The sequence below is a fragment of the Algoriphagus sp. oki45 genome, assembly GCF_036245605.1.
Classification (GTDB): domain Bacteria; phylum Bacteroidota; class Bacteroidia; order Cytophagales; family Cyclobacteriaceae; genus Algoriphagus.
In genome coordinates this window covers 33,849-58,566 of record NZ_BTPC01000003.1, presented here as the reverse complement: position 1 = coordinate 58,566, position 24,718 = coordinate 33,849, and the positions used below count along the sequence as shown (strand labels likewise).

Below are 24,718 nucleotides of genomic sequence, written 5' to 3'. Positions count from 1 at the left end.
AATTAGGAAATTGACCTGTTTTTAACCGGATTTATGAGCCTCAGAGCGGTCGGTCTGCTGGTTTGTGCTAATTTTGCCCCCGCAGTGTTTGACTATATGACCCGAATCTCCTTTTTGTTTTGCTTGTTATTGCTGATAAGTTTTTCCGGAGAAAAGCTCTTCGCTCAGCAAGGGTCTACCTTGGAGATCAATCAGGCAGATGTCCTGATTGGTGCCAGTGGATTTGAGCGCTTGGTCGGAAATGTGAAAATGAAGCATCAAAATTCCCTGATTTCCTGTGATTCGGCTCATTTTTTTCGTGCAGAAAATAAGGCAAGACTTTTTGGGAATGTGCAAATTAAGGATGTGGAAGATCCCATTGTCACCAACAGCCGGTATGCAGAGTACGACGGGAACACCAAAATAGCCAAGCTCAGGAACAAAGTTGTATTTACCAATCAGGAGACCACCTTGACCACTGAGTTTTTGGATTACAATCGAGAGACCAATGTAGCTACCTATTTCAATGACGGGAAAGTGGTAGACTCAGTCAATGTACTGACGAGCAAGCGGGGAGTCTATGAGATCAATTTTGAGAAGATTACTTTTTTGGAAGATGTGGTTTTGGTCAACCCGGACTACACGATGAAAACCGATAATTTGGTCTATTTGACTATCCCAAAGACTGCGGAGACAATAGGTCTTACCAATCTGATTTCCAAGGAAGGGAATACTCTTGATGCTCAAAAGGGAAGCTTCTACGATACCCAAAAGAAGCAGTTTCGGTTTTTTGACGGGATCGTGGAGACTGAAGAAAGCCGAGTCAAAGCCATGGAGCTGTTTTATGACGAGAATCTGGCTTATTATGAAGGGAAAGAGGATGTCCGCGTTCTGAACAAAGAGCAGCAAACCGAGGTGTTTGGAGACGAAGGGAAATATTGGGAAGAAAGAAAGTACAGTTTGGTCTATGGTAAGAGTCTGGTCAGAAGGTATTTTGAAAAAGATACCCTCTACATGACTGCGGACACGCTGATTTCCCAAGACAATGAGGCCGATACGGCCAAATATCTCTTGGCTTTCAAATCCATTAAGCTGTATAAAACTGACTTATCGGGTCTTGCGGATTCCTTGTTATATAATTATTCAGATTCATCCATTCAGCTGTTTCAAAAACCTGTTCTCTGGAATCAGAAAAGTCAGATATCAGCCGACAGTATGGTTTTTTATATAGCCAATGAGAATCTGGACCGGGTGAGAATGAAGGATAAGGCTTTTGCCATCATGACGGATACCCTATTAAACTTCAATCAAATGAAAGGCCGGCAGATGGATGGAAAGTTTGTCGAAGGTCAGATAAAGACGCTGGAGGTCGTGGGAAATGCAGAATCCTTGTACTATGCGCTGGAAGCAGATACAGTAAATCAAGGGATCAATAAGATTTTAAGTGCATCTATCAAAATGGACTTTGAGGATGGGGCTGTGAGGAGGGCTAATTTTTCCGTTAGACCTGACGGTAAATTTACACCAATTCAGTTGATCAATGAGGAAAATTCCCGATTAGATGGGTTCCAATGGAGAATTGAGGAAAAACCGACAAAAGAAACTATTGATGCCTGGAGAAAAGTCGAGGAAATCGATTCTCAGCAAAAAAATCTGTTTAATGAGCCGGATGTCAGATTGAGGATGCCAACCGAGGAGGAAATTCAAAATAAACTCAAAAATTCGGGGTTGGCACCTGTTAAACCGTAGTTCCTTTTTTCCTTTTGGAGTGCTTTTGATTAGAATTTGTTTTTCACTCAGCCAAAGAACAAAAGGTTAACAACAATTAACCGTGAATTTTATTGTGTTGGCAACCTAAAAGTTATTTTTGTACGTATATTAATAGACTTAATTGACCTAAGTGTAGACTTATTGATTAGAACTTTACATGAAACTCCTGCTCAAACTTTTTCTGTCCATCTTTTTGGCAATGCCCGTGGTGTCTTTGGCGCAGGATGTGCAGGTTTTGAGTGAGGGATTGGACTTCAGAGGAGCGATAGGAAGTAGTCAGAGGAAAACCATTCTTTTACAAAATACCTCCAACCAATCAAAAACTTATATTCTCAAGAGTCTTCGAGGAAGCGTCGGCTCCTCCCAAAAAGTGAGAGTTTGTATCGGAGAGCAGTGTTTTGACCCAAAAAGGGATTTGGCCAAAATCAATATAAAGCTACAACCTGGGGAAATTCTGACTGACCTTTATCTGGAGTTTGAGTCTGGAATCGTAGAGACACGTGGTAGTTTTGATCTTTTATTTGTTAACGTTGAAAATTTAAGAGACAATTTCATCGTTGAAGCTAAGTACCAAGTGGAGGCTGAGTTGGTTAATGACTTCTTCCATAAGGATATCCAAATCAGTGAAATCTACCCCAATCCAAGTAATCGAGTGGCTCAATTGGACTATGAGATTCTTAATCCGAAATCCAAGGCCAAAATCTCAATCAATAGCTTTATCGGAAATCCCATCGCCGAGTATGAATTGGACCCTACCAGAAACTCTCTGGTGATTAATGTCGCCGAATTCCAGCCCGGAGTATATTTCTACACCCTTTTTGTGGACAACAAAAATGTGGTTACCAAAAAGCTCCAAGTGAAGAAGTAAGCTATTCACACTTGGATTATCCCCTTGAATCTCAATAATTATCCCGTATATTTGCGGTCTTGTAAATCAGCATGCAGTACAAATCCATCCTTTTCCTGTTTTTCTTCGCACTACTTGCCTCTTGTGGTCCATTCAACAAGCTGGAAAAAAGTACCAATTGGGAAGAATTATACAACGGTGCTAACCGATACTATCAAGAAGGGGAGTACAACAAAGCGATCATTCTTTACGAAAAAGTTCTTCCCGTAATCAAAGGCTCCGAAAAAGCCGAGATGGCTGAATACAATTATGCCAACTGTCACTTCAAAACCAAAAGGTACATTGAGGCAGCAGGCTATTTCAATAACTTTTTCAGGACATACAATCGTAGTCCACTAGCCGAAGAAGCCCTGTTTATGCATGCTTACTCCCTTTATCTAGATTCTCCGGATTATAATTTGGACCAGCAAAGCAGTAGGGAAGCAGTGGCGGCAATTCAGCAGTTTGTGACCAGATTTCCTGGATCTGCTAGCTACGAGCGAGCGATGGAGATGCTCAGTGATCTCGAGGATAGATTCGAGCAAAAGTCATTTAGCGAGGCAATGATGTACTACAGACTTAAAGATGGACTCTATCCGGGTGATTTCTACAGGGCATGTATTATCAACTTTCAGAATTTCATCAAGGATTATCCAGAAAGCAAACATAATGAAGAGCTTGCCGTGAAGTTGGTTGAGGTGGCGTATGGCTATGCAGAAAACAGTGCTTTTTTGAAGAAAGAGGAAAGGCTAAACGATGCGATCAGGTTCGCTGGAGATTTTTACAGAAGATATCCCAATAGTGGATTCACCTCGGAAGTCAAGAAATTTGAATCTGAAGCAAGAAAAGAATACGATGATCACATGAAGCTGAAGGCTGAATACAACGAAAGACAGGGACTTCAGAATTCAGGTCAGGTGACTTCAAATGAAAATTAAAACAAGAAAAATTTAAATTAATCGATATGGCAATCAATCCATCCATCATTACCCGGGACTTGGATAAAGTAGCAGAACCAACCGGCAACATCTACGAATCCATCCACATCGTGGGACAGCGGGCCAAGCAGATTTCCAGCAATCTCAAGGAAGAGTTGAATAACAAACTTTCTGAGTTTGCATCCACTGTTGATAACCTGGAGGAGGTTTTCGAAAACAAAGAGCAAATCGAAATCTCCAAATTCTACGAAAGAATGCCTAAGCCTTCTACTTTGGCAATGGAAGAGTTCATGGAAGGCAAGGTTTATCACCGATTTCCAGACCAGGTACAGGAGTAATTCCAATGAATTTAAAAGGAAAGCGGATTCTATTGGGTGTGACAGGCAGTATAGCTGCTTACAAGTCAGCCCTCTTGACCCGCCTTCTGATCAAATCCGGGGCAGAAGTGCAAATCATCATGAGCGCTTCTGCGCTTGATTTTATTACCCCGTTGACTTTGGCTACCCTCTCGAAAAATCCTGTTTTGAGTGAATTTTCAAATAAACAAACAGGAGAATGGAGCAACCACGTGGAGCTGGGACTTTGGGCCGATCTTTTTATAGTAGCCCCGCTGAGCGCCAATACCTTGGCCAAGTTTGCCAACGGGCTTTGTGACAATTTGCTAAGCGCTACGTATCTATCGGCACGCTGCCCGGTGATGGTCGCTCCAGCTATGGATTTGGACATGTATCAACACCCCTCCGTCCAGTCCAACCTTCGTCGATTACAGTCTTTTGGGAATCTGGTTTTGGAGGCTGAAAGCGGAGAATTGGCAAGTGGGCTTTCAGGTCAGGGAAGAATGATTGAGCCAGAGCATATTCTCCAGCAGGTAGTCCATTTTTTTCAGTCAAAAAGTGACTTTTCAGGAAAAAAAGTCCTTATCACCATGGGCCCAACCCAAGAGGCTATTGATCCCGTCAGGTTCATCAGTAATCATTCCAGCGGTAAAATGGGCCTTTCATTAGCTAGATCATTTGCTTCAAGAGGAGCCGAGGTTCATGTCGTTTCGGGACCTGTTGCTTTGGATTTTTCAAAAGACCAATTTCTTGTCACTCACGTTCATTCAGCAAAAGAAATGTTTGATGCGTGTCAAGCACTTCATCCTCAAATGGATATTTGTGTATTTGCGGCAGCTGTGGCAGATTATGCTCCTGCTCAAGTAGCCTCGGAAAAGATCAAAAAGGATGAGTCTACTCTTTCCTTGGATTTGGTGAAAAACGTAGATATAGCCAAGGAATTGGGTAAAATGAAAGGTTCAAGGCAGCTTCATATTGGCTTTGCTTTGGAAACTGAAAATGAAGAAGTAAACGCCAAATCTAAATTGGATAAGAAAAACTTTGATTTGATCGTTCTTAATTCTGCAAAGGAAGAGGGAGCCGGATTCAGGCATGATACAAACAAGGTGCGGATTTTCCACAAAGACGGAAAAAAGTTTAATTCGGACCTTCTTCCCAAAGAACAGATTGCCGAACTCATTTTGGATCAAATCAAAACTATTCCGGTTTGGGTTTGAGCAAGGGAATTTTGCTAAGTTTAAATTCATGAAGCGAATCTCACTTTTACTTCTCCTTTGTCTAGCTGCTTTGGAGCTTTCCGCTCAGGAATTGAATTTCACCGTAATCATCAACAGCGATCGGTCCCGCTTTCAAAACACAGATATTTTTTCCCAGATGAAAACCAATTTTGAGCAGTTTCTGAATGGGAGATCCTGGACTGATGATGAATTTCGCCCTGAGGAGCGAATCAAAGGGAACCTACTGATCACGATCAATGATGTGCCGCAAGTGGGGATATACAGTGCCACAGTACAGGTACAGGTGGTCAGACCGGTATATGGGACTAATTATGAATCTTTGCTTTTCAATTTTGCAGACAGAAGCTGGAACTTTGAATACATTGAATCCCAACCTCTGGAATTCAACCGCTTTTCCTTTTTGAACAACATCAGTTCCCTCTTGGCTTTTTATGCCTACATCTCATTGGGGATTGATTATGATTCCTTCTCCAACCGTGGAGGGAATCCGTACTTTGAAATTGCCAATGAGATTGTCAACAATGCGCAGCAATCCGGTAGGCCAGGCTGGGTACAAAATCCTAACGACCGCAGAAGCCGATATTGGCTGATCAATGACATCTTTGTTTCCCCGGTTTATTCTCCCATCAGGGATGCCTATTATCTCTATCATCGACAAGGAATGGATTTGATTCAGATTGATGAGGAGAAGGCCTTCGGAAATATTCTCGAAGCGATTCGTCTCGTCGCGCAGGCAAACAAACTTCAACCCAACGGGATTTTTACGATCAGCTTCATGGATGCTAAAGGGGATGAAATCTCCCAAGTCCTAAAAAATGCCCCCTTCGAAATCCGGGATGAAGCTGTGAAACTCCTCTTGGAAGTAGACCCAAACAATGCCAAAAAGTACAACGAACTGCTGAGAAGCTAGCCTTGATTTTTTAGCTTTGCCCTGAGTAATTCTGCCATGCTACAATCTCTTCAGATTTCCAATTACGCCCTTATTGACCAGCTGATGATGCAGCCTAGTCCCGGTCTCAGTATGATAACCGGTGAAACAGGAGCAGGTAAGTCCATTATGCTGGGTGCAGTAGGATTGCTTCTGGGTAACCGGGCAGATACAAAAGTTTTGCTTTTCGAAGACAAAAAATGCGTAGTCGAAGGGGTCTTTGATTTAAGCGAATACGGACTACGGGAATTTTTTGATGAGCAGGAGCTGGATTACGCTGATTCATGCATTATTCGTAGAGAAATCAGCCCTAGCGGAAAATCCCGGTCTTTCGTAAATGACACTCCAGTTCTGCTGGAAGTGCTGAAAGAGTTGGGGTCAAAGCTGATGGATGTGCATTCTCAGCATGACACCTTACTTTTGGCAGAGGGTACTTACCAATTGGGTCTGGTGGATGCGTTTTCTGAGGCTGGAGAAGTATTGAAAATCTATCAAAAGGCTTTCAAAGACTTCAAAATTGCCAAGAAAAATTTCGAAGACCTGAAGAAAAAAGCTCTCGAACTTCAAAAGGAGGCTGATTTTAATCAGTTTCAGCTGGATGAGCTCAGCGTTTTGGGATTGCAGGAGGGAGAGCAGGGAGAGTTGGAGTCTACTCAGGAAGTCCTGGAAAATGCGGAAGAAATCAAGCTGAAAATCAATGAGATGCTTTCTCTTTTTCAGGATGATCAATTTGGCGTTTTACAGGGACTGGCACAAGTAAATCAGGGAATGCAAGCCTTAGAGCGTCTGGCTCATAAGTTTGGAGGCTTAAAAGATAGATTTCAATCCGTATATATCGAGCTGAAAGACCTCGTGGACAGTTTGGGAGAGGAGGAAAGCCAAGTAGAAGTGGATTTTGAAAAATTGGACGAAATCCGGGATCGATTGAGCAAAATCTATCAACTCCAGAAAAAGCATGGAGTATCCTCGGTAGGGGAGTTGATAGCTATCGAAGCCCAGCTAGCCGATCAGGTATTTCAATTTCAAAATCTGGACGAGAGCTTGGAAAGGGCAGAAAAGGAATTTATTTATTCAGAAAAGACGCTACTGGAATCGGGAAAGAAGCTCAGCGAAAAGCGAAGATCCTGTTTTGTTGATTTCCAAAAATCCTTGGAGGGTCTTCTTTCAGGTCTTGGAATGGAAAATGCTCAAATCCGAATCGAGGCGAAGGAGGTTTCTCCCGGTCCTTCAGGATTGGATGAGGTGGAAATTCTTTTTTCAGCAAATAAAGGCAGTCAGCCTCAAGCCTTAAAAAAAGTAGCTTCAGGAGGAGAATTTTCCAGATTGCTGTTTGCCATCAAATATCTCATGGCAGATAAGATGTCCTTACCTACTTTGATTTTTGATGAGATCGATACGGGAATTTCGGGTGAAGTGGCTTTGCAGATGGTGAAAATGATGAAGGAAATAGCCCAAAAGCATCAGGTCATTTGCATCACTCATTTGCCGCAAGTGGCAGCCAAAGGAGAGCTGCACTATTTTGTTTTCAAAGATAACTCTTCGGATAAAACCCTTTCCAAAATCAAGCTTTTGAGTCAAGAGGAGAGAGTTCAGGAATTAGCCAAAATGATTGCCGGAGCCAGTCCATCCCCAGCAGCAGTTGAGAGCGCTAAAGAGCTATTGGCTGGGTGAGGGCGTAAATGGTAAAATTTTAGCTATTTTTACCTGAATTTTTGAACCAACCCAAAAAAGAAATATGCCAGAAAATTTGCTCAAAGGGAAAGTAGGGATCATCACAGGTGCACTGGATGAAAATTCCATTGCTTGGAAAACGGCCCTTAAAGTCAAAGAACAGGGAGGGAAGTTTGTCCTGACCAACGCCCCGATTGCCATGAGAATGGGAGCCATCAAGGAATTGGCCGAAGAGTGCAATACCATTGTCATTCCGGCGGATGCCACTTTGGTGGAAGATATCGAAAAGCTGTACGCAGAAGCCAAGGAGTTTTTGGGAAGCGATTTTGACTTTCTACTTCACTCCATCGGGATGTCCCCAAATATCAGAAAAGGCAGATCCTATGGTGATTTGAACTATGATTGGGCAATGAAATCCTACGATGTATCTGCTATTTCGTTTCACAAGATGATGCATGTGGCTGAGAAAATGGACGTGATGAAGGAATGGGGTTCGATTATTGGACTTTCTTACATTGCTGCACAGCGAGTGTATCCTTTCTATACCGATATGGCAGATGCCAAAGCTCTTCTGGAGAGTATTGCCAGAGGATACGGATACCGATTAGGAAAGCTTAAGAAAGTTAGGGTAAATACCATTTCCCAGTCCCCAACCAAAACCACTGCAGGAACAGGTATCGGAGGTTTTGATTCCTTCTTCAACTTCGCGGAAGCACTTTCTCCACTTGGAAATGCCTCAGCAGAAGCTTGCGCTGATTACATAGTTACACTCTTTTCCGACTTCACCCGCATGGTGACCATGCAAAACCTTTTCCACGACGGAGGATACTCTTTTACAGGAATTTCTGAAGAGATCATGGACAAGTTCAAGGATCTTTAAGCCAACCAAAAGTAAATATGAGCCTCGCAGATACTCAATCAGCGAGGCTTTTTCATTTTCCCACATCCCAATTCCTTTTTTTGATTACTGATTTTCGCTTAACTTATCCCTGTACTAACCCACCAGCCTCATGTTGAAAAAGATCACCCTGTTTGTATTTTCAGTTTTTGCCAGTCAGATATTAGCGACAGCGCAAATTATGCCTGCACCGGATCGATCTGAGGGAGATGGCCCTTATGATCGGCTAATCATCCGTGGGGTAACCCTCATTGATGGTACAGGTGCTCCCCCGATTGGCCCGGTGGATATTGTAGTGGAGAAAAACCGAATCGCCCAAATTCAGGTAGTAGGCTACCCTGGCTTACCGATTAATGATAACCGACGTCCCAAGGCAGATGAAAACACCAAAGTATTGGATATGGAGGGGCATTACTTACTTCCGGGATTGGTGGATATGCATGGACATATCGGAGGGACTGGCCAGGGAACTCCGGCTGAATATGTGTTCAAACTTTGGATGGCCCATGGGATCACTACTATCCGGGACCCTTCTGCTGGCAATGGATTGGCTTGGGTTTTGGACCAGAAGAAAAAATCTGCAGCCAATCAGATCACTGCACCTAGAATTTTGGCTTATACTTCTTTTGGCCAAGGTGCAGAGAAGCCCATCACCACTGCCGAACAAGCCAAGGCTTGGGTCAATGAGAACAAAGCGAAAGGAGCTGATGGGATCAAGTTTTTCGGAGCAAATCCCGAAGTCATGCAGGCAGCCATTTCAGAAAACAAGCGGATTGGGCTTCGTTCTGCCATGCACCATCAGCAGTTGGATGTAGCCCGATGGAACGTACTGAATTCTGCCAGGGCAGGATTGACCTCTATGGAGCATTGGTATGGCCTACCTGAAGCTCTTTTCGAAGACCGTACGATTCAGGACTTTAGACTGGACTACAATTATCAAAATGAGCAGCACCGCTTTGGAGAAGCTGGAAAGCTGTGGAAGCAAGCTGCTCCACCTTATTCTGACCATTGGAATAAGGTCATGAATGAGCTGCTGGAGTTGGATTTTACCCTAGATCCCACATTTAATATCTATGAAGCTAACCGTGACTTGATGCGTGCCCGAACCCAGGAATGGCATGAGACATATACTCTACCTTCCCTTTGGCGGTTTTATGCGCCAAGCAGACAGTCCCATGGTTCCTATTGGTTTGATTGGACCACAGAAGAAGAGGTGCAGTGGAAGGAAAATTACCAACTTTGGATGACGTTTATCAATGAATACAAAAACCGAGGTGGACGAGTAACAGCTGGTTCGGACTCAGGATTTATCTACCAATTGTACGGCTTCGCCTATATCCGGGAATTGGAATTGCTTCGAGAGGCAGGTTTTCATCCTTTGGAGGTATTGCGCAGTGCCACCTTGTATGGAGCAGAGGCCTTGGGGATGGAAAAGGAAATCGGCTCTGTAGAAGTGGGGAAGTTGGCTGATTTTGTGATTTTAGAAGAAAATCCCCTCCAAAACCTAAAGGTGCTTTACGGGACAGGTTCGATCAGGATAGATGACAATAACAAACCCGTCCGAGTAGGTGGGGTGAAGTACACCGTGAAGGATGGAATCGTATATGATGCCAAACAGCTTTTGGAGGATGTAAAGCGCATTGTAGATGAGCATAAGGCAAGAGAAAATGCTCGATTGACTCAGCCGGGATTGGACTGGGAATAATTCTTAAGATCAGGAAATTCTTGAAATGAGAATGAGGAAGTCAGTCTTCATTCTCATTTTCTTTTTAACTTAATTCTGTAACCAAAATCAAGTGAAATGCCATTTATAGAAGCCAATGGAGTAAACCTGTATTACGAAGAGAAAGGCAACGGAAAAGAAGTTGTCCTCTTTTCTCATGGGTTGCTATGGAGTCATAAGATGTTTGCTGCTCAAGTGGAAGTTCTTTCGAAATCCTATCGAGTGATTGCTTATGACCATCGGGGACAAGGTCAAAGCGAATCAAAGGGGCCTTTTGACATGGATACTGTGGCTGAAGATGCTGCCGCACTTATAGAAAATCTCGGATTGGGAAAAGTACATTTTGCAGGACTTTCCATGGGAGGATTTGTTGGGATGCGTTTGGCCGCAAGAAGGCCTGATTTAATCAAAAGTTTGATTTTGATGGAAACGAGTGCCAATGCAGAACCTGTCGAGAATCTTCCCAAGTACAAAACGCTAAATGGAATTGTAAAGTGGTTGGGGGTTATTGCACCGGTTGCAAATAAAGTCATGCCGATCATGTTTGCCGAATCTTGGCTTACTAACCCGTCCAATTCAGTAGAAATCAAGCATTGGAAGAAGGAATTGATGGCAAATAAAAAATCAATTACCGGACCAGTGGAGGGAGTGATATATAGAAAGGGAGTTGAGGAGGAGTTATCGAAAATTACCTGTCCCACCCTGATCATGGTAGGAGATGAAGATGTTGCCACTAAACCGGAAAAGGCAAAATTCATCCAAATGGGAATCTCCGGAGCAGAACTCCATCGTATTCCAGGTGCAGGTCACAGCAGCTGCATTGAGAAGCCTGATGTGGTGAATCAGTTGATTATAGATTGGTTAAATGCCAATTCATAAAAAAAGCCCCTTGGGGCTTTTTTTAATTCTTTTGGAATACTCTGACATAATCCACAATCATGTGCTGAGGGAAGCTGGTAGAGCTATCGGGTGAACCGGGCCAATTTCCGCCCACAGCTACGTTGAAGATGAAAAAGAAGCTTCTTCTGAATTCATCCAATTGCTCTGGTGTAGTATCGATCACATGGTATTGCTTGTTGTCTATAAACCAGCGAATGGATGTGGCATCCCATTCAATAGAGTACACATGAAACTGGTCGGATAAAGTGCCGGATGCAAGTGAATATTCACCTCCAAATTGCGCCCGGTTGCCATCCTGTTGCCAGTGAACCGTACCATGAACTGTTTTTTCTCTGCCTTGTCCTCCGATCATTTCCATGATATCAATTTCTCCACAGGCAGGCCATCCTACTGTTCGGATGTTTGCGCCTAGCATCCACAGAGCTGGCCAAAGCCCCTGTCCTTTAGGCATTACTGCCCGGATGTCAACTCTTCCGTATCGGAATTGCTTTTTATTTTCTGTGATGATTCTTGAGGAAGTGTAATCGCTACCTGAAAAAGACTCTTTTTTGGCTGTGATGATCAAATGACCTCTTTCTACAGAGGTGTTTTGTGACCGGTAATGCTGGAGTTCATTGTTACCCCATCCATTATCCCCTTTTCCTGTTTCATGAGTCCAAGAAGAAAGGTCAAGGCTGTTTCCATTAAACTCGTCTTCCCAAACAAGGGTCATCCCAGGGTAGGACGTTGGGGAAGTAAATCCCGTAGTAGGGATAATAACCTCAGTTGAGCCGGAGGAGCCTGAGCCAGGATTGTCATCCTCTGATGAGCAACCAATGAAACCTAAAAGTAAGGCTGCAAAGAAATAATTGATCGGATGTTTCATGGGGTTTTTGGGTTAATTAAATCTAAAAGGCAGAGCGTTTTGTATTTGACGCTCTGCCTTATTTTAAACTGCTTATTCAGATATAAGTTTGAATGTCCACCAGACTCCACTGCCTGTCTCGATATGGAGGGTCATCTTTTTCACTCCACCTGATTCTGTGAGGCTGATTACCTTGTAAGTAACACTGTCAGGAACTTCCACATTAGGAAGTTCGCCTGCATTCACTGCCTTTGGTAAAGCTACGTGGGCTCCTTCACCGATAAGGGTAAGTGAGGTTCCGTCAAATGTGTAGGAATAGGTGCCCTTTCCATCATGAGGAGCAACGGGCGCACCACAAGCATCTGAAGCAACTCCCTGCCAAGCTTCAAGCCAAGTTTGCGTTCCCATTTCGTAAGAGAAGCTACCATCAGCACCAAATGTGTAGACATCATCGAAGAAGCAAGCTCTTGTAGTTACGTCTGCAGCGGAATTTGCAAACCACTCAGTACTTCCCTCTGTTGGTCCTACTCCGAATGAACCCGCTACAGGTTCCATTTTCCAGTCTCCTACAATAGAAACTTCATCAACACCTCCGATTTCACCGGAAATCAGCTTGAAATCCCACCATACTCCAGATCCGGCCTCGATTCTCAAGGTCATTCTTCGGGTGTTGCCGTCCTGTACTGGATCCACAATTGTGTAGGTGATTTCATCCTGTGCAGGTACACCATTTGAGATTTCGCCAGCGTTGTGGACTTTTGCCAGACCGATAAATGCACCTTCACCACTTACTGTGAGTGAGTTTCCAGCATAAGAATACTGGTAGGTGCCCGAACCGTCAAACGGAGCTACAGGAGTACCGCACTGGTCTGAACCTACACCTTGCCAAGTTTCTAACCAAGTTTGGTCACCCATTTCGATAGTAAATGTGCCATCAGCTCCGAAAGTGTAAGTGTCGTCATAGTAACAAGCTCTGGTAGTCACATCAGCTTGAGAAATAGAAAACCATTCTCCATTGCCAGGTCCTGGTCCCACAGCCAATGATCCTGCTACCGGCTCCATTTGCCATGTACCGGTGATGTCAAATGCAGGGCGCAAAGAAGCAACTGTAAAACTTCTTACAGTAGAAGTCGCATTGCCATTTGTGTCTCTTACTGTTAAATCCAAAGTGTAATCTCCAGGCTCAAATCCACCCGGCACAGAGATAGTCACAGTAGCGTTGTCACCGGTCAAAACTTCTGATCCGGAAAGTACAACAGCTCCCCCTCGGATAAAGTCATAGCTCAGGGATTCCAATGTGCTGATAGTGGATCCTTCCACTCCATCGGATAAAACAACTTCCATTCTAAAGTCCTGACCCTCTACTAATCCGCTGGTAATCGGTCTGAGAGTAATAGAAGGAGGAGTATCCACCACAGGTGGTTGCTCGTAATTGTCACATGCCCAAACCCCTACCAAAAGGGAGAGCATCATGATTAGTTTGGTGTATTGGGTTTTCATATGTTTTTATTTTGGACCCAATTTCTTGTAATGCTTGATGTGTCCCAAAAAACAAACTGCATCTTCATTTCATCAAATGAAAAAACCACTACATCAAAAACTCATCAAGACGGTGAAAAATACATTTTCAACGATTTTTAGGCTGTTTTTTGGAATCATGCAATTCGTCAATTGCATCAAAAAATGAAAAGGATTTTACAGTCTTTATTTAGCAAAAATAAAGTATATGATTAATCTTTAGTAGGATTTCATTCCTTTTCGCCTGGGCCTTGTAGAGGTTGAAATAGTCGGATCTCTGGTTTTTCCGGAGTGACATAGGGAATAGTGAAGGTTATAAAAAAACCTCAGTGAATTCTCACTGAGGTCTATTTGATGTTTTCCTGGGGAATGGATTAATACAAATTACTGAGCAGGAGCTAGTTCTTCAAGCCTTAATTTGGATATGCCATAACCTTTTGGGTTTTGCCAGTCCTCCTGAATCACAGCGGGTCCTATGCTTATGAATTGAGGCGCTGCTGTTGTGTTTCGAAACAAAAAATAGATTTCTTTTTTGCCTGGTTCGGGTTTTAGTAAATAATTTAATCCACCTAAGGATACAAGAATTTCTGCGCCTCTAGGGAATTCGTTGGGGTTTTCGAGTTCAATCGTAAATCGGAAATCTTTATCAACAACCATTGAAGTAATCAAGGTTAGATTGAGTGCCTGATAAAACCTCAGGTTGTTTGATTCGCCCACTAGAATCGGCCTAACATAAAACGCATCCTTGGAATAATTGCCCGTAAAGCTAAGATCCATCCCAGAGGTGATGGGTCTAGTTGGAGTAATCTCCCAAGATTTTACCCGGTTTCGTTCTATATCCTCTGGGTTCAATTGGATTTTTGGAATAGAACTCAGCGATTTGTCTAATTTGATTGCTTGGACTTGTTGAAGAGTAGTTTTTGTTAAAGTCAGGTTTGAAGTTTTGGACAGGTTCGTACCTGGTTTTACAGTTGCATTGCTTGGGACTTTTGTCTTGGTGCTGAACTGGGCATGTGAATAAATCGGTGCTAGGAGCATCACTAAGAGAACGGCTTTCAAAAATTCTTTCATGATTTCTTTTTTTTGATTAAAATTTCTTGAACTCTACTCTTCGATTGGCTGCTTTTTCTGCTGAAGTAGAATTGGAATTCAGCGGTTCTGCTTCTCCTTTTCCTTGAGTTTGAAGTCGGTTTTCAGCTATTCCAAACTTTTCCTTCAGGTAATCTGCCACTGCAATTGCCCTTTTCTCAGAGAGGATCTGATTGCTGCTATCGTCACCATCGCTGTCTGTATGGCCGATGATTTGGATTCTCAGGAATTCATCCGATTTCAATACTTCCCCCAATTGATCCAAAAAATCGTAAGAGGAGGATTGAAGCTGGTCAGAGGCAGTCTGGAATAGAATGGCAGTGGTGCTGAAGCCCTCAGCTCTCAAGAGTTTTGACCGTAGATCTTCTCCTTCCTCTGTGATCTTGAGGTTGGCGATGGCTACTACCAAATCCTTTTGGAGATCGACATCCCGCACATAAAACTGAATGTATTTCCCAAGGTCTTCTGCTGCCAAGGAAGGAATGTCCACCACTTTTTCATCCTCCATGAAGAGTCGTACTCTTTTGCCGTTTTTGACCAAAGTAAAATGAATCAAATCATTGAGCTGATTGGTGTATTCATAAGGAATAGTGTTGCTCATTTTATTGGCGGTCCCGTAGGATTCCACTGCAATTCTTTTGGACCCTCCATCATACCAAAGGTTAAATTCCATACTCGCTCCTTTTTTTGCTTTGGTATAGAGTGCCTGATCTATTAAATGAATGGCAAATCGTACTGACGTGGTGGTTTTGTATTCAAGATTGTAGGTGAATAGATCAAACTCCACAGCATAGTTTTCTGGGAGTTCTTTTGGCAGCACTGGTAAATAGTAGCCTGTTCCCGAAGTTCTCAAGGCCTTAAAATCATCGATAGTAATGATTTCCCCTCCTGTGTTGGTCTCCCACTTGGCGGGAAAGTCACCTAAAGCGTCACGTTCAAAATAATCCGTGTACATGACCTGACCGTTAGGGATGAATTGGCCAGCGATAGAAAGTGAGGGGTCGTTGCTTTCTTGGGTCGGAGTAGCGGGACTTTGGCTGGATTTATTTTGTTTTTTTGAAGAACTGCTTCCTTCTTCTTCTATCTGTGTTTCTTTAGCCTGCTTTTTTTGTCCTTTTTTTGATTTGAAAATATTGGGAGCCTCCATCACCGTCTCAAAAGCCTCATCGGTGACCTGACTTGCTTTTTCCTCCACTTTTCGTTCGACTGTTCGCTTGGCTGATTCTTCTGCGGTTTTCTTCAAATCCTTGATAAACTTGGACTGGGCATGAAGAGGCAAAGAAGAAAATGCGAAAAAGGTTAAAAGGAGAAAGATAGGGCGTGAATTAAGGGTTTTCATTGGGATTGAGGGATTTTGAAAAACGAAATCCATATTACCCCTGAGAATGGATAATCACTTGTAAAAACCCGCTAAATGCTTGCAGTATTATTTCTTGATGTTTTGGACTTGCGTGAGATAGGGCTGATTTTCGACCAGTTCTTTGAGGAGAGAAAACTTCTCCAGATGAAATTGACTCGGAGATTCTCCACTGTAGGCTTTGAAGTCTTTGAAAAAGTGGGAAATGTCGTAATAGTTGAAAAAAGAAGTGAGAAAAGGCAAATCAGGATTTTCTCCTGCTCGGGTAAATTCCACGAATATGGAATTGAATCGGGTGATTCGAGCATATTGAAGTGGAGAAAGGCCTACTTGCTGACGAAAGAGATGCTGAAGGTGTCGTTCGCTGACATGTAGCTCTTTGCAAAGCTCTCTTGTGCTGATACATCCTTTTTTCTCAAAAATCAACTCCATGGCATAGTCCACCAGGGTTTTGGACATGTCTAGGCCGGAGAGGATTTCCAAAATAAATTCCTCTGCTTTTTCTACCCTTTTCTCAAAGCTTTGCTCTTCTTTTATTCGTTTTAAATAAGTCAAAAGAGCTTTATCAAATACTTGCTCTAGGGGAGTTGGCCTATCTGTGAATTGAATGGATGGTCTTTTCGTAAGCCTCCAGATTGCAGTAGGAAGAAGGGCTATTCCAAATATATCAGCCTCCTCATTTTCTACTTTTAATCGGTAGCTTCGTGTTTGTTGACCCACCAGATAAATTTCCGGCAAAGGCCCATCGTAGGAATGAAACCCGGTCACCTGGTATCGGCCCTCTAAATGAATTCCTAAAATCCCGGTGCCTGATGGCATCAAAAGCTCACCCGGGTCATTAGCAGCCATGGGGGATTTTTTCATCTGATAAAAGAATGTAACTACCCCAGAAGCTGATTTAGAAGGTGGAAATGAATGATACATCTCAGGAAAAATTAAAGTTTTTATCAAGTAAAATAGCTTATTCTTTTCTGAATTGGCATTTTTTTAAAAAAATCTGAAAAAGATGAATGAGGAGTGAAACCTTTTGGATAAATTAGATGTATATACATTAAATTCACTTGTATTGAATATGGGGAAAATAGAAGAAGCAATCCGACAGCGGGAGTTTAAGGATCCTTATAACAAAGCAGTGGTCAACCTGCTTTTCACACATAGCTACTTGGTCAGTGCTCAAAGCGCTTTATTTAAGCCCTGTGATATTTCTCCTGAGCAATACAATGTCCTCAGAATACTCAGGGGCCAAAACGGAGCTCCGACTACAGTTTCATCTATTCAAGAAAGAATGCTAAACAAAATGTCCAATGCTTCCAGACTGGTAGAAAAGCTAAAGATGAAAGAATTGGTCCGAAGGGAAGAGTGTCCCTCGGATCGGCGTCAAGTGGATGTGTTGATTACTGAAAAGGGCTTGGAACTTCTTCAGTCCCTGGAAAAGCAAGTCGAAGACGCTAATCGACAGTTTGTCAACCTGAACCTGGAGGAGGTTGAGCAATTGAATTTTCTTCTGGACAAGCTGAGAGGTTAAAAAATTTACATCAATAGATGTATATACAAATAATGTTAAAACAATTTATTACAAACAATTTAAACCAATCAAAACAATGAGCACGACAAAATGGATTATTGACCCTACCCACTCTGAGGTATCTTTCAAGGTAAAACACTTGGTGATTTCTACAGTGACCGGCTATTTCTGCAAGTTTGAAGGCAGTGCCGAAGTAGGATCTGAAGATTTTAACGGAGCCAAGGTTGCCTTTACCGCTGACATTGACAGCATCGACACCAATCAGACTGACCGTGATAACCACCTGAAGTCAGCAGATTTCTTTGATGCAGCCAACCATCCAAAATTGAGTTTTGAGGGGACTCTTTCAAATGACGGAGGTGATTACTCGCTGAAGGGTGACTTGACCATGAGAGGCACAACCCATGCGATCGAGCTCTCAGTAGACTTTGGAGGGGTGGTAGCAGATCCTTATGGACAGACCAAGGCTGGATTTGAAATCGAAGGTAAGCTGAACAGAAAAGACTTTGGACTGGCTTGGTCAGCAATCACTGAGGCAGGAAGCGTAGTGGTCAGCGACCAGGTTCGATTGATCCTCAGCGTACAGTTGGTGAAGCAAGCATAACAAACCTTTGAGGTTTTTGATTAATACCCCGAAGGTTTTCTGAGCCCTCGGGGTTTTATTTATCCAATAATTGAATTTATCATTTAACCACAATACCATGAGACCCTACATCACAGGAATACATCACATCACTGCGATAGCAGGTGATGCACAGAAAAACATCGATTTCTATACCGGCATCCTTGGGCTTAGATTGGTCAAAAAGACCATCAATTTCGACGCACCGGATGTGTATCACTTCTACTTTGGAGATGAATTAGGCAGACCGGGTACGGTATTCACCACTTTTCCCTTTCAGGGAGCCAGAAGAGGTACCAAAGGCACCGGGGAGTTGACCTACACCGCCTTCTCTATTGGTAAGGATTCTTTGGAATTTTGGATCGAAAGGCTGAAGCGCTTTGGAGTGCCGGTTTCAGATGTCCTCACTCGATTTGAAGACAAGCTGATCCGATTTGAAGATCATGATGGCATGGGGATCGAACTGATAGCCAATAACCAAGACGACCGTGCAGGCTGGACCTATGGTCAAATTCCGGCTGAACACGCTGTCAAAGGCTTTTATGGAGCCACCTTAAACCTTAGAGCCAAAGAACTCACTGAGCAGCTTCTTACCCGTCATATGGACTATAAGTTTATTGGTCAGGAAGGGGATCGTTATCGCTTTGGTACTGAAGGCAAGCCCGGGGATATCGTAGACATCCTGATCGATAAAAGCGGAAATCGGGGCATGCAAAGTGCAGGGACCGTACATCACATTGCCTTTCGGACTGCAAATACCCAAAGTCAATTGGCAATCCAGGAAATCCTCATGCAAAATGGATATCAGGTCACCGAAGTAAGGGACCGTAACTATTTCAAGTCAATTTATTTCAGAGAGCCAGGCGGGGTATTGTTTGAAATAGCAACAGACGAACCCGGTTTTGCCATCGACGAGGAAGAGGCCCATTTAGGTGAATTGCTCAAGTTGCCTGAATGGGCAGAGCCGAGCCGTAAGAGAATTGAAGCCGCTTTGGTACCCGTCACTTTAAATCCTGAAAATTATGCATAAAGTCGTTCGAAAGGGAGTTTCGATTAGTGAAGCCAGAAAGGCTATCATTATGATCCATGGAAGAGGAGCCACCGCTGAAAGCATTTTGGGCATCAGTTCATACCTGAATTTGACCGACTATGCAATTTTGGCTCCTCAGGCAAACGGAAACTCTTGGTATCCGTTTGGCTTTATGAAGTCAGATAGTGGCAACTTTGTTGCAATGAATTCGTCTTTGAATCAAATCCAAACCCTTTTCGAAGAGGTAATGGATGCGGGGATTTCACCGGAGAATTTATATCTCCTGGGATTTTCTCAAGGGGCATGTTTGAGTTTGGAATTTGCCGCCCGAAATGCCCAAAAATTGGGTGGAGTAGTGGCGTTCACAGGTGGATTGATTGGAGAAATGCTTAATCCGGATAATTATTCCGGCGATTTTCAGCAAACTCCGATTTTTATCGGTAGCAGTGATCGGGATTTTCACGTTCCTGCCTCCAGAATCCAAGATTCTGCGGCATTGCTCAGGCAGATGGGAGCAGAAGTGACTGTAAAGTTATTCGATGATCCGGATCACACAATAAGACCGGAAGAGATCGATTGGGTCAATAAAAATATTTTCGTCCGAGGGGAAAAGTAAAATCAGCCCTTTCGCGGATGTGTATATTTTCTTGTAAGGTCTATTTAGTTTAAAAAGTCCCCGGCAGGTTGTCGGGGTATTTTTTTTGCCTTTTCGTCTATATTTTAAGCTTAAAATTATTTTGTAAATAATTGATATTCAATTATTTAAAATCATTTTTTGAAATTTACTCAATGTGCTGAGTAAAATTACTCAATGGATTGAGTTGGCCACAAAAGCAGGAAGGTACGATAAGAGATTCTATGGTTTTTTGGAAAAAGTTTCCCACAGATTTACACAGAAAAAGACACAAATGTTCACAGATTTGGTGTCCTCTTGCTACAAACCCTTCGTGCTATCTATTTAACCTTTGAGCCCTTTTTGACAAAAACTAATAGGAATACCGGATTTGTGACCCGCGCTCCGCATCCAGCTCGATCTGGGCAAAGACTCCGATCTCCTGCTGCAATTCTTCCACATGGCTGATGATGCCGACCACGCGGTTTTCATGGCGGAGAGCCTTGAGTGTCTCAAACACCACCCGAAGGGAATTTCTATCCAGCGCTCCAAACCCTTCATCCAGGAAGAAAAAGCTCTGATCGGCTTGATTGAGTGCTTTGACTTTTTCGGCCAAAGCCAAAGCCAAACAAAGTGAAGCCTGAAAAGTCTGCCCTCCGGATAGGGTTTTGAGCAATCGCTTCTTGCCTCCGTTCAGATAATCCACCACCCAAAAGGTATTGTTGTCATCGATTTCGAGGCTAAGGCTGTTTTTGGTCAGCCTCATGAAGCGCAGATTGGCTGTATTGCAGAGCTCACGGAGATAGATCGAGCTGACATATTTGACAAAGCCTTTTCCGAAAAAGAGTCTCTCCAGCTCTCTCAGCCCAGTTTCCCGACTTTCGATTTCCAAAAAGCTTTGACTCAGTTTCTCCTTTTCTTCCAATTTCTGCTTCATTTCTTTGATGGATTCCTGAAGGAGAAGCAGTTGGTTTTGAAGGGTTTTTGATTGCTCTCGAAGATGTTCAAGCTTTTCCTTTTTGGACTGGAAGACCTCTTCAGAGAAGGAAAGGACTCCAGCTTCCGCTTGTAGGTCGGACATCTTGGAGCGGGTGATTGCCAGTTTTTGGTCGAATTGCCGGATTTCCAGCGCCGTTTTTTCAGCATCCAACGAATGATGGAAAAGTCGAATCAATCCAGGCTCATCCAAGAATCCATACTCGCTTTTCAATCGCTCGAATTCTGTACTCAGCAAAGAGATTTTTTCCCGGTTTTCCTCGATCAGCCTTCTGTAATTTTCAATGTCGGACAGGTTTCTGGTTTGGGCAGTTTTTCGTTCCTGCAGATGTTTTCTTTTCCCCTCGAGGAGTTCGGCAGCCTCTTCGATATCCCGCTCAACTTTTGCAATGGCGGTTTGAATGAAAAGGGGCTCTTTTTGGAAAAAAGGCTTGCAAAAGGTCGGATCCTTGATTTCCTCCTGCTTGGATTGGATTCGGGAGGAGATATCCTGAGCCGCTATTTGGGCTGATTGGAGTTGTTTTTCAGCTTTCTCTGCGATTTCACGTCCCAAATTCCAAGCCTTTCGTTGGGTTTGGATTTGCCGGATTAGGCTTTCTTTTTTGCTGTGATTCTGAGCCAGTTGGGAGATCTGATCGGCCAACTCCTCTTCTGTTTGAATGGTTTTCTGCTTGAGTTTTTTCCAAAAATCAGCTTGTTGACCTTCGATAATTTTGATTTCTTTCAGCTTGTCTTGGAGATTTCTTCCTAGGTTTTCCAAGTTGTTTTGCTCCACTTTTTCTCTTTGGATCAAGGCCAGGATCTTTTCCAGGTAGTCTTTCTCCTTGCTGATCTCCAACTCTTTGGCTTTGATCTCTTTTTCATCGGACTGACCTTCGAGAGGCAAAGGATGCTCCAGAGATCCACAAAGTGGACAAGGTTCTCCGTCAGTGAGCAGGTGGGCATGGGTATTCAAGCCTTGTTTTCTCAGGAGCTTTTCCCGCTCGGTTTCGATAGTGAAAATGACGGACTTTTGGGTCTGAGTCCAGGATTCCAGGCTTTTTTCACCTGCCGGAACTTTCTGATTGATTTCCGTCAAGAGCGTTCTGATTTTCTTCTCTTCCTGTTCAAAATTCCCCTTGATCCGGAGCAAATCTTTCATCCGCTCCTCGTTGGTTTTCAATTGATTCTGTATGCTTTTCAGCTCCGACAATAGCTCCGGATCGGCTGAGGGCAGTGTTTCGGATTGATTTTCGAGCTGTTGAATAGCCAACTCAACTTGGAGCAGTTCGGCTTTTTTTGCTTCCAATTCGGGCTGAAGCATTTCTACTTGCTTTTGGGCAGCTTCCTGTTTTTGGATTAGTTCCTGAATTTCGATGACTTTCCGCAGGTCCCGGATTTTAGCTTCCCGGGCAGGGCGTTCCTCGTTTTTTTTGCGAAGCTCGAGTTCTTCGGCTTCCAATTGGGCGATTTCCTTCACGAACCCCTCCTTGAACCGCTCGCAATCCGTCAGACTGACCTCGTACTTTTCCAAGTCTTTTTTCCGATCCTGCAATTGATCCCAAACCGGACGTAGGTAGGTTTTGGCAGTGATAAACTCTTTGTGGAGCTGGCGTTTTTCCTCTATTTCAGAGCTTTTTTGCTCCAAATGGACTAATTGGGTTTTGATTTCCTCCAGCTGAAGGAACGACTTACGGGTGAGCTCCAGGTTCCGGTATTCTTCTTCTGCTTCTTTCAAAGCTTGGATGGCCTTTTGATTCTCAGCTTCCAATTCGGCAGTTTCCTGCCTCTTTTCGCCGAGGCTTTCTGAGGAAATGCCTTCCAGATTGTCCAGCAAGGCTTTCAGGCGGGTTTTTTCCAGTTCGGCAGCTTTTCTGAGTTCTCCTGCTTTGGCGGAAAGATCAAATCGCTCCAAGCCAAACAATTGTTGCATCATGTCCGCCCGCTCTTTGGGAGACTGATCAATAAACTCCCGGAATTTACCCTGAGGGATGATGATGGTCTGCTTGAAGTGCTCCTTGCTCATGCCAAGGACCGTTTCAGCCTTTTCGGCTATCGCTTCCCATCGGCCTTCCTTGAAGCTGTAAAATACATGTTCTCCGGTATCGATTTTCTCGGGGTCTTTCTTATTTCGCTTGGCAGAATACCGGGATAGGTAAGTTTGGGCATTGTTTTTTCCGGCACGGAAAGTAAAGTTGATCAGCAGGTGATCGCTCTGCAGATTGAGCATGGAGGAGCGCTCTCCGGTGGCTGCCAGTCTCTCGGTACTGCCATAGAGTGCGAGTAGAATCCCTTCCAAAATGGAAGACTTGCCACTGCCCACAGCCCCGAAAATCCCAAAAAGACCGGCAGCAGTCAGCGTTTCAAATTCTACGGTTTGCTTTTCACGGTAGGAGTAAAGGCCTTCGATTTCCAGTCGTACGGGGATCATGCGGGGTCGGTTTGGCTGATTATTTCTCTGAAAAGCCCGAGCAGTTGGGCATTGGGCTCCTGCCCTTTTTCACTTTGGTAGAAAAGGCGGAAGAGGGTCTCCATGTCCTTTCCCAGGTCATCTACATGGAGCCCAAAAGATTCCTGTCCGCCTGTGTTTTTGAGTTGGGGGATCAAGCTCACGATGCCGTCATGGGCTTTTAGGATGGCTTTTCGGGTAGTGGCATCGATGGATTCGTCGGCTACGAAAGTGATTTCCACGAAGCAGTAGGGGTTGGATTCCAGCCAAGCGAGCGTGTCGGCTAGGTTGTCAAACTTCACCCGATAGAGCGGTCGGCCTTGCTTGAGTCCGATGGGGCGATAGCTGACCGGCTTTCCAGCCTGGGCCTCGATCAGGACTACTTTTTTCTCCTGATCGGCTTCCGAAAAAGAATAGGCCAAGGGAGAACTCGAATACACGACCGGAATGGAGTCATGTCCCACGGAATGGTATCGGTGAAGGTGCCCCAATGCGGCGTATTGGATTTGGGTGGGGATGTTTTGGGTGAAAAGGGCTTGCGTGCCTCCCACGTGGAGGATGGGTCGCTCGGATTCGGGTTCGACCTCGGCCTTTTCTCCTTCTTTCATAAAAAAGAAATGGCCCATAAAGAGATTGAGTCCTTGCTCATCGCAATTTCGATCTGCCAAGTCCTGCCATTTGGCGGAAAGGATTTTTCGGAATTCGGCTTCCCGATCTTCCTCTCCGAGGTAAGTGCGCAGGCTGACCTCATTGGCGTAGGGGGCCAAGATAACACGAACGGGGAAGTCCGCCTGAGGCAGTTGGATTTCTACAAATCCGCTATCAGACTTCAGAATTTCCACGCCTGAGTCCAGCTTTCCGCAGGGAATCACGCTATCGTATCGGCTGTAGAAGAATATCCCCAATTCTCTGGCCAATGGATCGGGTGCCTCGACAAATTGTGTACTGTCGTGATTGCCGGAGATGGCGAGGATGGGTCGGGTTCCGTTTTTAGAGAGTCGGTGTAGGGTTTTGTAGAGTAGCTCCACCGCTTCGTGGGCGGGATTGAAGCTGTCAAAAATATCTCCCGCAAGCAATACCAAATCGACTTGCTCTTGATCGGCGATCTGGCATATTTCATCCAGGACGAGCTTCTGCTCCTCGAGTCGGGAGTATTCCTGCAGGCGCTTGCCCAAGTGCCAGTCGGCGGTGTGGAGGATTCGGATCATTTCAGTAGGCAGTTTTCAGTAGGCAGTAGGCAGTTCCGGAAGTATAAGTGGATTGGGATTAGTCATTTTCTGCTTTTGACTAAACTTTATATACTAAGATAGTCCAAGGTAGAGCATCCTCCAAGGGAAAGAATAGGGATGACAGGAATTGGCACTTTTATTGAAAAATGGGTCTTAAATCGAGCATGATGACCATGTTACAAATTGACATGATGATAAGAC

Annotated in this window: 21 protein-coding genes; 14 read left to right on the top strand and 7 right to left on the bottom strand. The window is 44.0% G+C overall.

Annotation, left to right across the window (positions count from 1 at the left end; all coding sequences use genetic code 11):
- Window positions 1-33: 33 nt before the first annotated feature.
- From AAA942_RS14195 to AAA942_RS14150, 10 genes are all read left to right on the top strand, one after another.
- Window positions 34-1,728: an OstA-like protein gene (locus AAA942_RS14195; protein WP_338220954.1), complete on the top strand. Its 1,695-nt coding sequence runs from the start codon at window positions 34-36 to the stop codon at window positions 1,726-1,728.
- A gap of 178 nt (window positions 1,729-1,906) precedes the next feature.
- On the top strand, window positions 1,907-2,617 hold the full coding sequence (locus AAA942_RS14190) for a T9SS type A sorting domain-containing protein (protein WP_338220953.1): 711 nt from the start codon (window positions 1,907-1,909) through the stop codon (window positions 2,615-2,617).
- A gap of 71 nt (window positions 2,618-2,688) precedes the next feature.
- Window positions 2,689-3,573 carry an outer membrane protein assembly factor BamD gene (locus tag AAA942_RS14185; RefSeq protein ID WP_338220952.1) on the top strand — a complete coding sequence of 295 codons (885 nt, stop codon included), beginning with the start codon at window positions 2,689-2,691 and terminating at the stop codon, window positions 3,571-3,573.
- A gap of 26 nt (window positions 3,574-3,599) precedes the next feature.
- Window positions 3,600-3,911, top strand: coding sequence for a DNA-directed RNA polymerase subunit omega (locus tag AAA942_RS14180; protein ID WP_338220951.1), 312 nt, complete (start codon window positions 3,600-3,602; stop codon window positions 3,909-3,911).
- 5 nt (window positions 3,912-3,916) lie between these two features.
- On the top strand, window positions 3,917-5,125 hold the full coding sequence (gene coaBC, locus AAA942_RS14175) for a bifunctional phosphopantothenoylcysteine decarboxylase/phosphopantothenate--cysteine ligase CoaBC (protein WP_338220950.1): 1,209 nt from the start codon (window positions 3,917-3,919) through the stop codon (window positions 5,123-5,125).
- A 28-nt stretch (window positions 5,126-5,153) separates the two neighbouring features.
- Window positions 5,154-6,056 carry a type IX secretion system protein PorD gene (gene porD / locus AAA942_RS14170; RefSeq protein ID WP_338220949.1) on the top strand — a complete coding sequence of 301 codons (903 nt, stop codon included), beginning with the start codon at window positions 5,154-5,156 and terminating at the stop codon, window positions 6,054-6,056.
- Between the two features lie 36 nt (window positions 6,057-6,092).
- Entirely contained in the window at window positions 6,093-7,745 is a 1,653-nt protein-coding gene (recN, locus tag AAA942_RS14165; RefSeq protein WP_338220948.1) for a DNA repair protein RecN, read from the top strand.
- Between the two features lie 64 nt (window positions 7,746-7,809).
- Complete coding sequence (locus AAA942_RS14160) at window positions 7,810-8,625, top strand: enoyl-ACP reductase FabI (RefSeq protein ID WP_338220947.1); 816 nt, start codon at window positions 7,810-7,812, stop codon at window positions 8,623-8,625.
- Window positions 8,626-8,755: 130 nt separating this feature from the next.
- Window positions 8,756-10,348 carry an amidohydrolase family protein gene (locus AAA942_RS14155; protein WP_338220946.1) on the top strand — a complete coding sequence of 531 codons (1,593 nt, stop codon included), beginning with the start codon at window positions 8,756-8,758 and terminating at the stop codon, window positions 10,346-10,348.
- A 96-nt stretch (window positions 10,349-10,444) separates the two neighbouring features.
- Window positions 10,445-11,245 (top strand): alpha/beta fold hydrolase, encoded by an 801-nt coding sequence (locus AAA942_RS14150; RefSeq protein WP_338220945.1) that lies wholly within the window; start codon window positions 10,445-10,447, stop codon window positions 11,243-11,245.
- A gap of 22 nt (window positions 11,246-11,267) precedes the next feature.
- On the opposite strand, the gene AAA942_RS14145 is transcribed toward AAA942_RS14150, so the two are convergent.
- The 5 genes from AAA942_RS14145 to AAA942_RS14125 form a co-directional block, all read right to left on the bottom strand.
- Window positions 11,268-12,131, bottom strand: a complete 864-nt coding sequence (locus tag AAA942_RS14145) for a glycoside hydrolase family 16 protein (protein ID WP_338220944.1) — start codon at window positions 12,129-12,131, stop codon at window positions 11,268-11,270.
- A 72-nt stretch (window positions 12,132-12,203) separates the two neighbouring features.
- The gene (locus tag AAA942_RS14140; protein WP_338220943.1) at window positions 12,204-13,610 is read right to left on the bottom strand and encodes a hypothetical protein; all 1,407 of its coding nucleotides are present in this window, start codon (window positions 13,608-13,610) and stop codon (window positions 12,204-12,206) included.
- Between the two features lie 402 nt (window positions 13,611-14,012).
- Window positions 14,013-14,699 carry a hypothetical protein gene (locus tag AAA942_RS14135; RefSeq protein ID WP_338220942.1) on the bottom strand — a complete coding sequence of 229 codons (687 nt, stop codon included), beginning with the start codon at window positions 14,697-14,699 and terminating at the stop codon, window positions 14,013-14,015.
- Window positions 14,700-14,715: 16 nt separating this feature from the next.
- Window positions 14,716-16,056: an OmpA family protein gene (locus AAA942_RS14130; RefSeq protein ID WP_338220941.1), complete on the bottom strand. Its 1,341-nt coding sequence runs from the start codon at window positions 16,054-16,056 to the stop codon at window positions 14,716-14,718.
- An 87-nt stretch (window positions 16,057-16,143) separates the two neighbouring features.
- On the bottom strand, window positions 16,144-16,938 hold the full coding sequence (locus tag AAA942_RS14125) for an AraC family transcriptional regulator (RefSeq protein WP_338220940.1): 795 nt from the start codon (window positions 16,936-16,938) through the stop codon (window positions 16,144-16,146).
- 208 nt (window positions 16,939-17,146) lie between these two features.
- On the opposite strand from AAA942_RS14125, the gene AAA942_RS14120 reads away from it, so the two are divergent.
- The 4 genes from AAA942_RS14120 (at window position 17,147) to AAA942_RS14105 (ending at window position 19,867) form a co-directional block, all read left to right on the top strand.
- Window positions 17,147-17,599 (top strand): MarR family winged helix-turn-helix transcriptional regulator, encoded by a 453-nt coding sequence (locus AAA942_RS14120; RefSeq protein ID WP_338220939.1) that lies wholly within the window; start codon window positions 17,147-17,149, stop codon window positions 17,597-17,599.
- A gap of 76 nt (window positions 17,600-17,675) precedes the next feature.
- On the top strand, window positions 17,676-18,203 hold the full coding sequence (locus AAA942_RS14115) for a YceI family protein (RefSeq protein WP_338220938.1): 528 nt from the start codon (window positions 17,676-17,678) through the stop codon (window positions 18,201-18,203).
- Between the two features lie 97 nt (window positions 18,204-18,300).
- Complete coding sequence (locus AAA942_RS14110) at window positions 18,301-19,251, top strand: ring-cleaving dioxygenase (protein WP_338220937.1); 951 nt, start codon at window positions 18,301-18,303, stop codon at window positions 19,249-19,251.
- Entirely contained in the window at window positions 19,244-19,867 is a 624-nt protein-coding gene (locus AAA942_RS14105) for an alpha/beta hydrolase (RefSeq protein ID WP_338220936.1), read from the top strand. Before AAA942_RS14110 ends, AAA942_RS14105 begins: the two co-directional genes overlap by 8 nt.
- 370 nt (window positions 19,868-20,237) lie before the next feature.
- Here AAA942_RS14105 and AAA942_RS14100 read toward each other — a convergent pair whose 3' ends face one another.
- Complete coding sequence (locus AAA942_RS14100) at window positions 20,238-23,270, bottom strand: SMC family ATPase (RefSeq protein WP_338220935.1); 3,033 nt, start codon at window positions 23,268-23,270, stop codon at window positions 20,238-20,240.
- Window positions 23,267-24,496, bottom strand: a complete 1,230-nt coding sequence (sbcD, locus tag AAA942_RS14095) for an exonuclease subunit SbcD (protein WP_338220934.1) — start codon at window positions 24,494-24,496, stop codon at window positions 23,267-23,269. The genes AAA942_RS14100 and sbcD overlap by 4 nt, the downstream gene beginning before the upstream one ends.
- Window positions 24,497-24,718 lie beyond the last annotated feature (222 nt).

Excerpts from the sequence above, each read along its gene's own strand:
- AAA942_RS14195 (WP_338220954.1), top strand. The coding sequence starts at position 34 with ATGAGCCTCAGAGCGGTCGGTCTGCTGGTTTGTGCTAATTTTGCCCCC.
- AAA942_RS14190 (WP_338220953.1), top strand. The coding sequence starts at position 1,907 with ATGAAACTCCTGCTCAAACTTTTTCTGTCCATCTTTTTGGCAATGCCC.
- AAA942_RS14185 (WP_338220952.1), top strand. The coding sequence starts at position 2,689 with ATGCAGTACAAATCCATCCTTTTCCTGTTTTTCTTCGCACTACTTGCC.
- AAA942_RS14180 (WP_338220951.1), top strand. The coding sequence starts at position 3,600 with ATGGCAATCAATCCATCCATCATTACCCGGGACTTGGATAAAGTAGCA.
- coaBC (WP_338220950.1), top strand. The coding sequence starts at position 3,917 with ATGAATTTAAAAGGAAAGCGGATTCTATTGGGTGTGACAGGCAGTATA.
- porD (WP_338220949.1), top strand. The coding sequence starts at position 5,154 with ATGAAGCGAATCTCACTTTTACTTCTCCTTTGTCTAGCTGCTTTGGAG.
- recN (WP_338220948.1), top strand. The coding sequence starts at position 6,093 with ATGCTACAATCTCTTCAGATTTCCAATTACGCCCTTATTGACCAGCTG.
- AAA942_RS14160 (WP_338220947.1), top strand. The coding sequence starts at position 7,810 with ATGCCAGAAAATTTGCTCAAAGGGAAAGTAGGGATCATCACAGGTGCA.
- AAA942_RS14155 (WP_338220946.1), top strand. The coding sequence starts at position 8,756 with ATGTTGAAAAAGATCACCCTGTTTGTATTTTCAGTTTTTGCCAGTCAG.
- AAA942_RS14150 (WP_338220945.1), top strand. The coding sequence starts at position 10,445 with ATGCCATTTATAGAAGCCAATGGAGTAAACCTGTATTACGAAGAGAAA.
- AAA942_RS14145 (WP_338220944.1), bottom strand. The coding sequence starts at position 12,131 with ATGAAACATCCGATCAATTATTTCTTTGCAGCCTTACTTTTAGGTTTC.
- AAA942_RS14140 (WP_338220943.1), bottom strand. The coding sequence starts at position 13,610 with ATGAAAACCCAATACACCAAACTAATCATGATGCTCTCCCTTTTGGTA.
- AAA942_RS14135 (WP_338220942.1), bottom strand. The coding sequence starts at position 14,699 with ATGAAAGAATTTTTGAAAGCCGTTCTCTTAGTGATGCTCCTAGCACCG.
- AAA942_RS14130 (WP_338220941.1), bottom strand. The coding sequence starts at position 16,056 with ATGAAAACCCTTAATTCACGCCCTATCTTTCTCCTTTTAACCTTTTTC.
- AAA942_RS14125 (WP_338220940.1), bottom strand. The coding sequence starts at position 16,938 with ATGAAAAAATCCCCCATGGCTGCTAATGACCCGGGTGAGCTTTTGATG.
- AAA942_RS14120 (WP_338220939.1), top strand. The coding sequence starts at position 17,147 with ATGGGGAAAATAGAAGAAGCAATCCGACAGCGGGAGTTTAAGGATCCT.
- AAA942_RS14115 (WP_338220938.1), top strand. The coding sequence starts at position 17,676 with ATGAGCACGACAAAATGGATTATTGACCCTACCCACTCTGAGGTATCT.
- AAA942_RS14110 (WP_338220937.1), top strand. The coding sequence starts at position 18,301 with ATGAGACCCTACATCACAGGAATACATCACATCACTGCGATAGCAGGT.
- AAA942_RS14105 (WP_338220936.1), top strand. The coding sequence starts at position 19,244 with ATGCATAAAGTCGTTCGAAAGGGAGTTTCGATTAGTGAAGCCAGAAAG.
- AAA942_RS14100 (WP_338220935.1), bottom strand. The coding sequence starts at position 23,270 with ATGATCCCCGTACGACTGGAAATCGAAGGCCTTTACTCCTACCGTGAA.
- sbcD (WP_338220934.1), bottom strand. The coding sequence starts at position 24,496 with ATGATCCGAATCCTCCACACCGCCGACTGGCACTTGGGCAAGCGCCTG.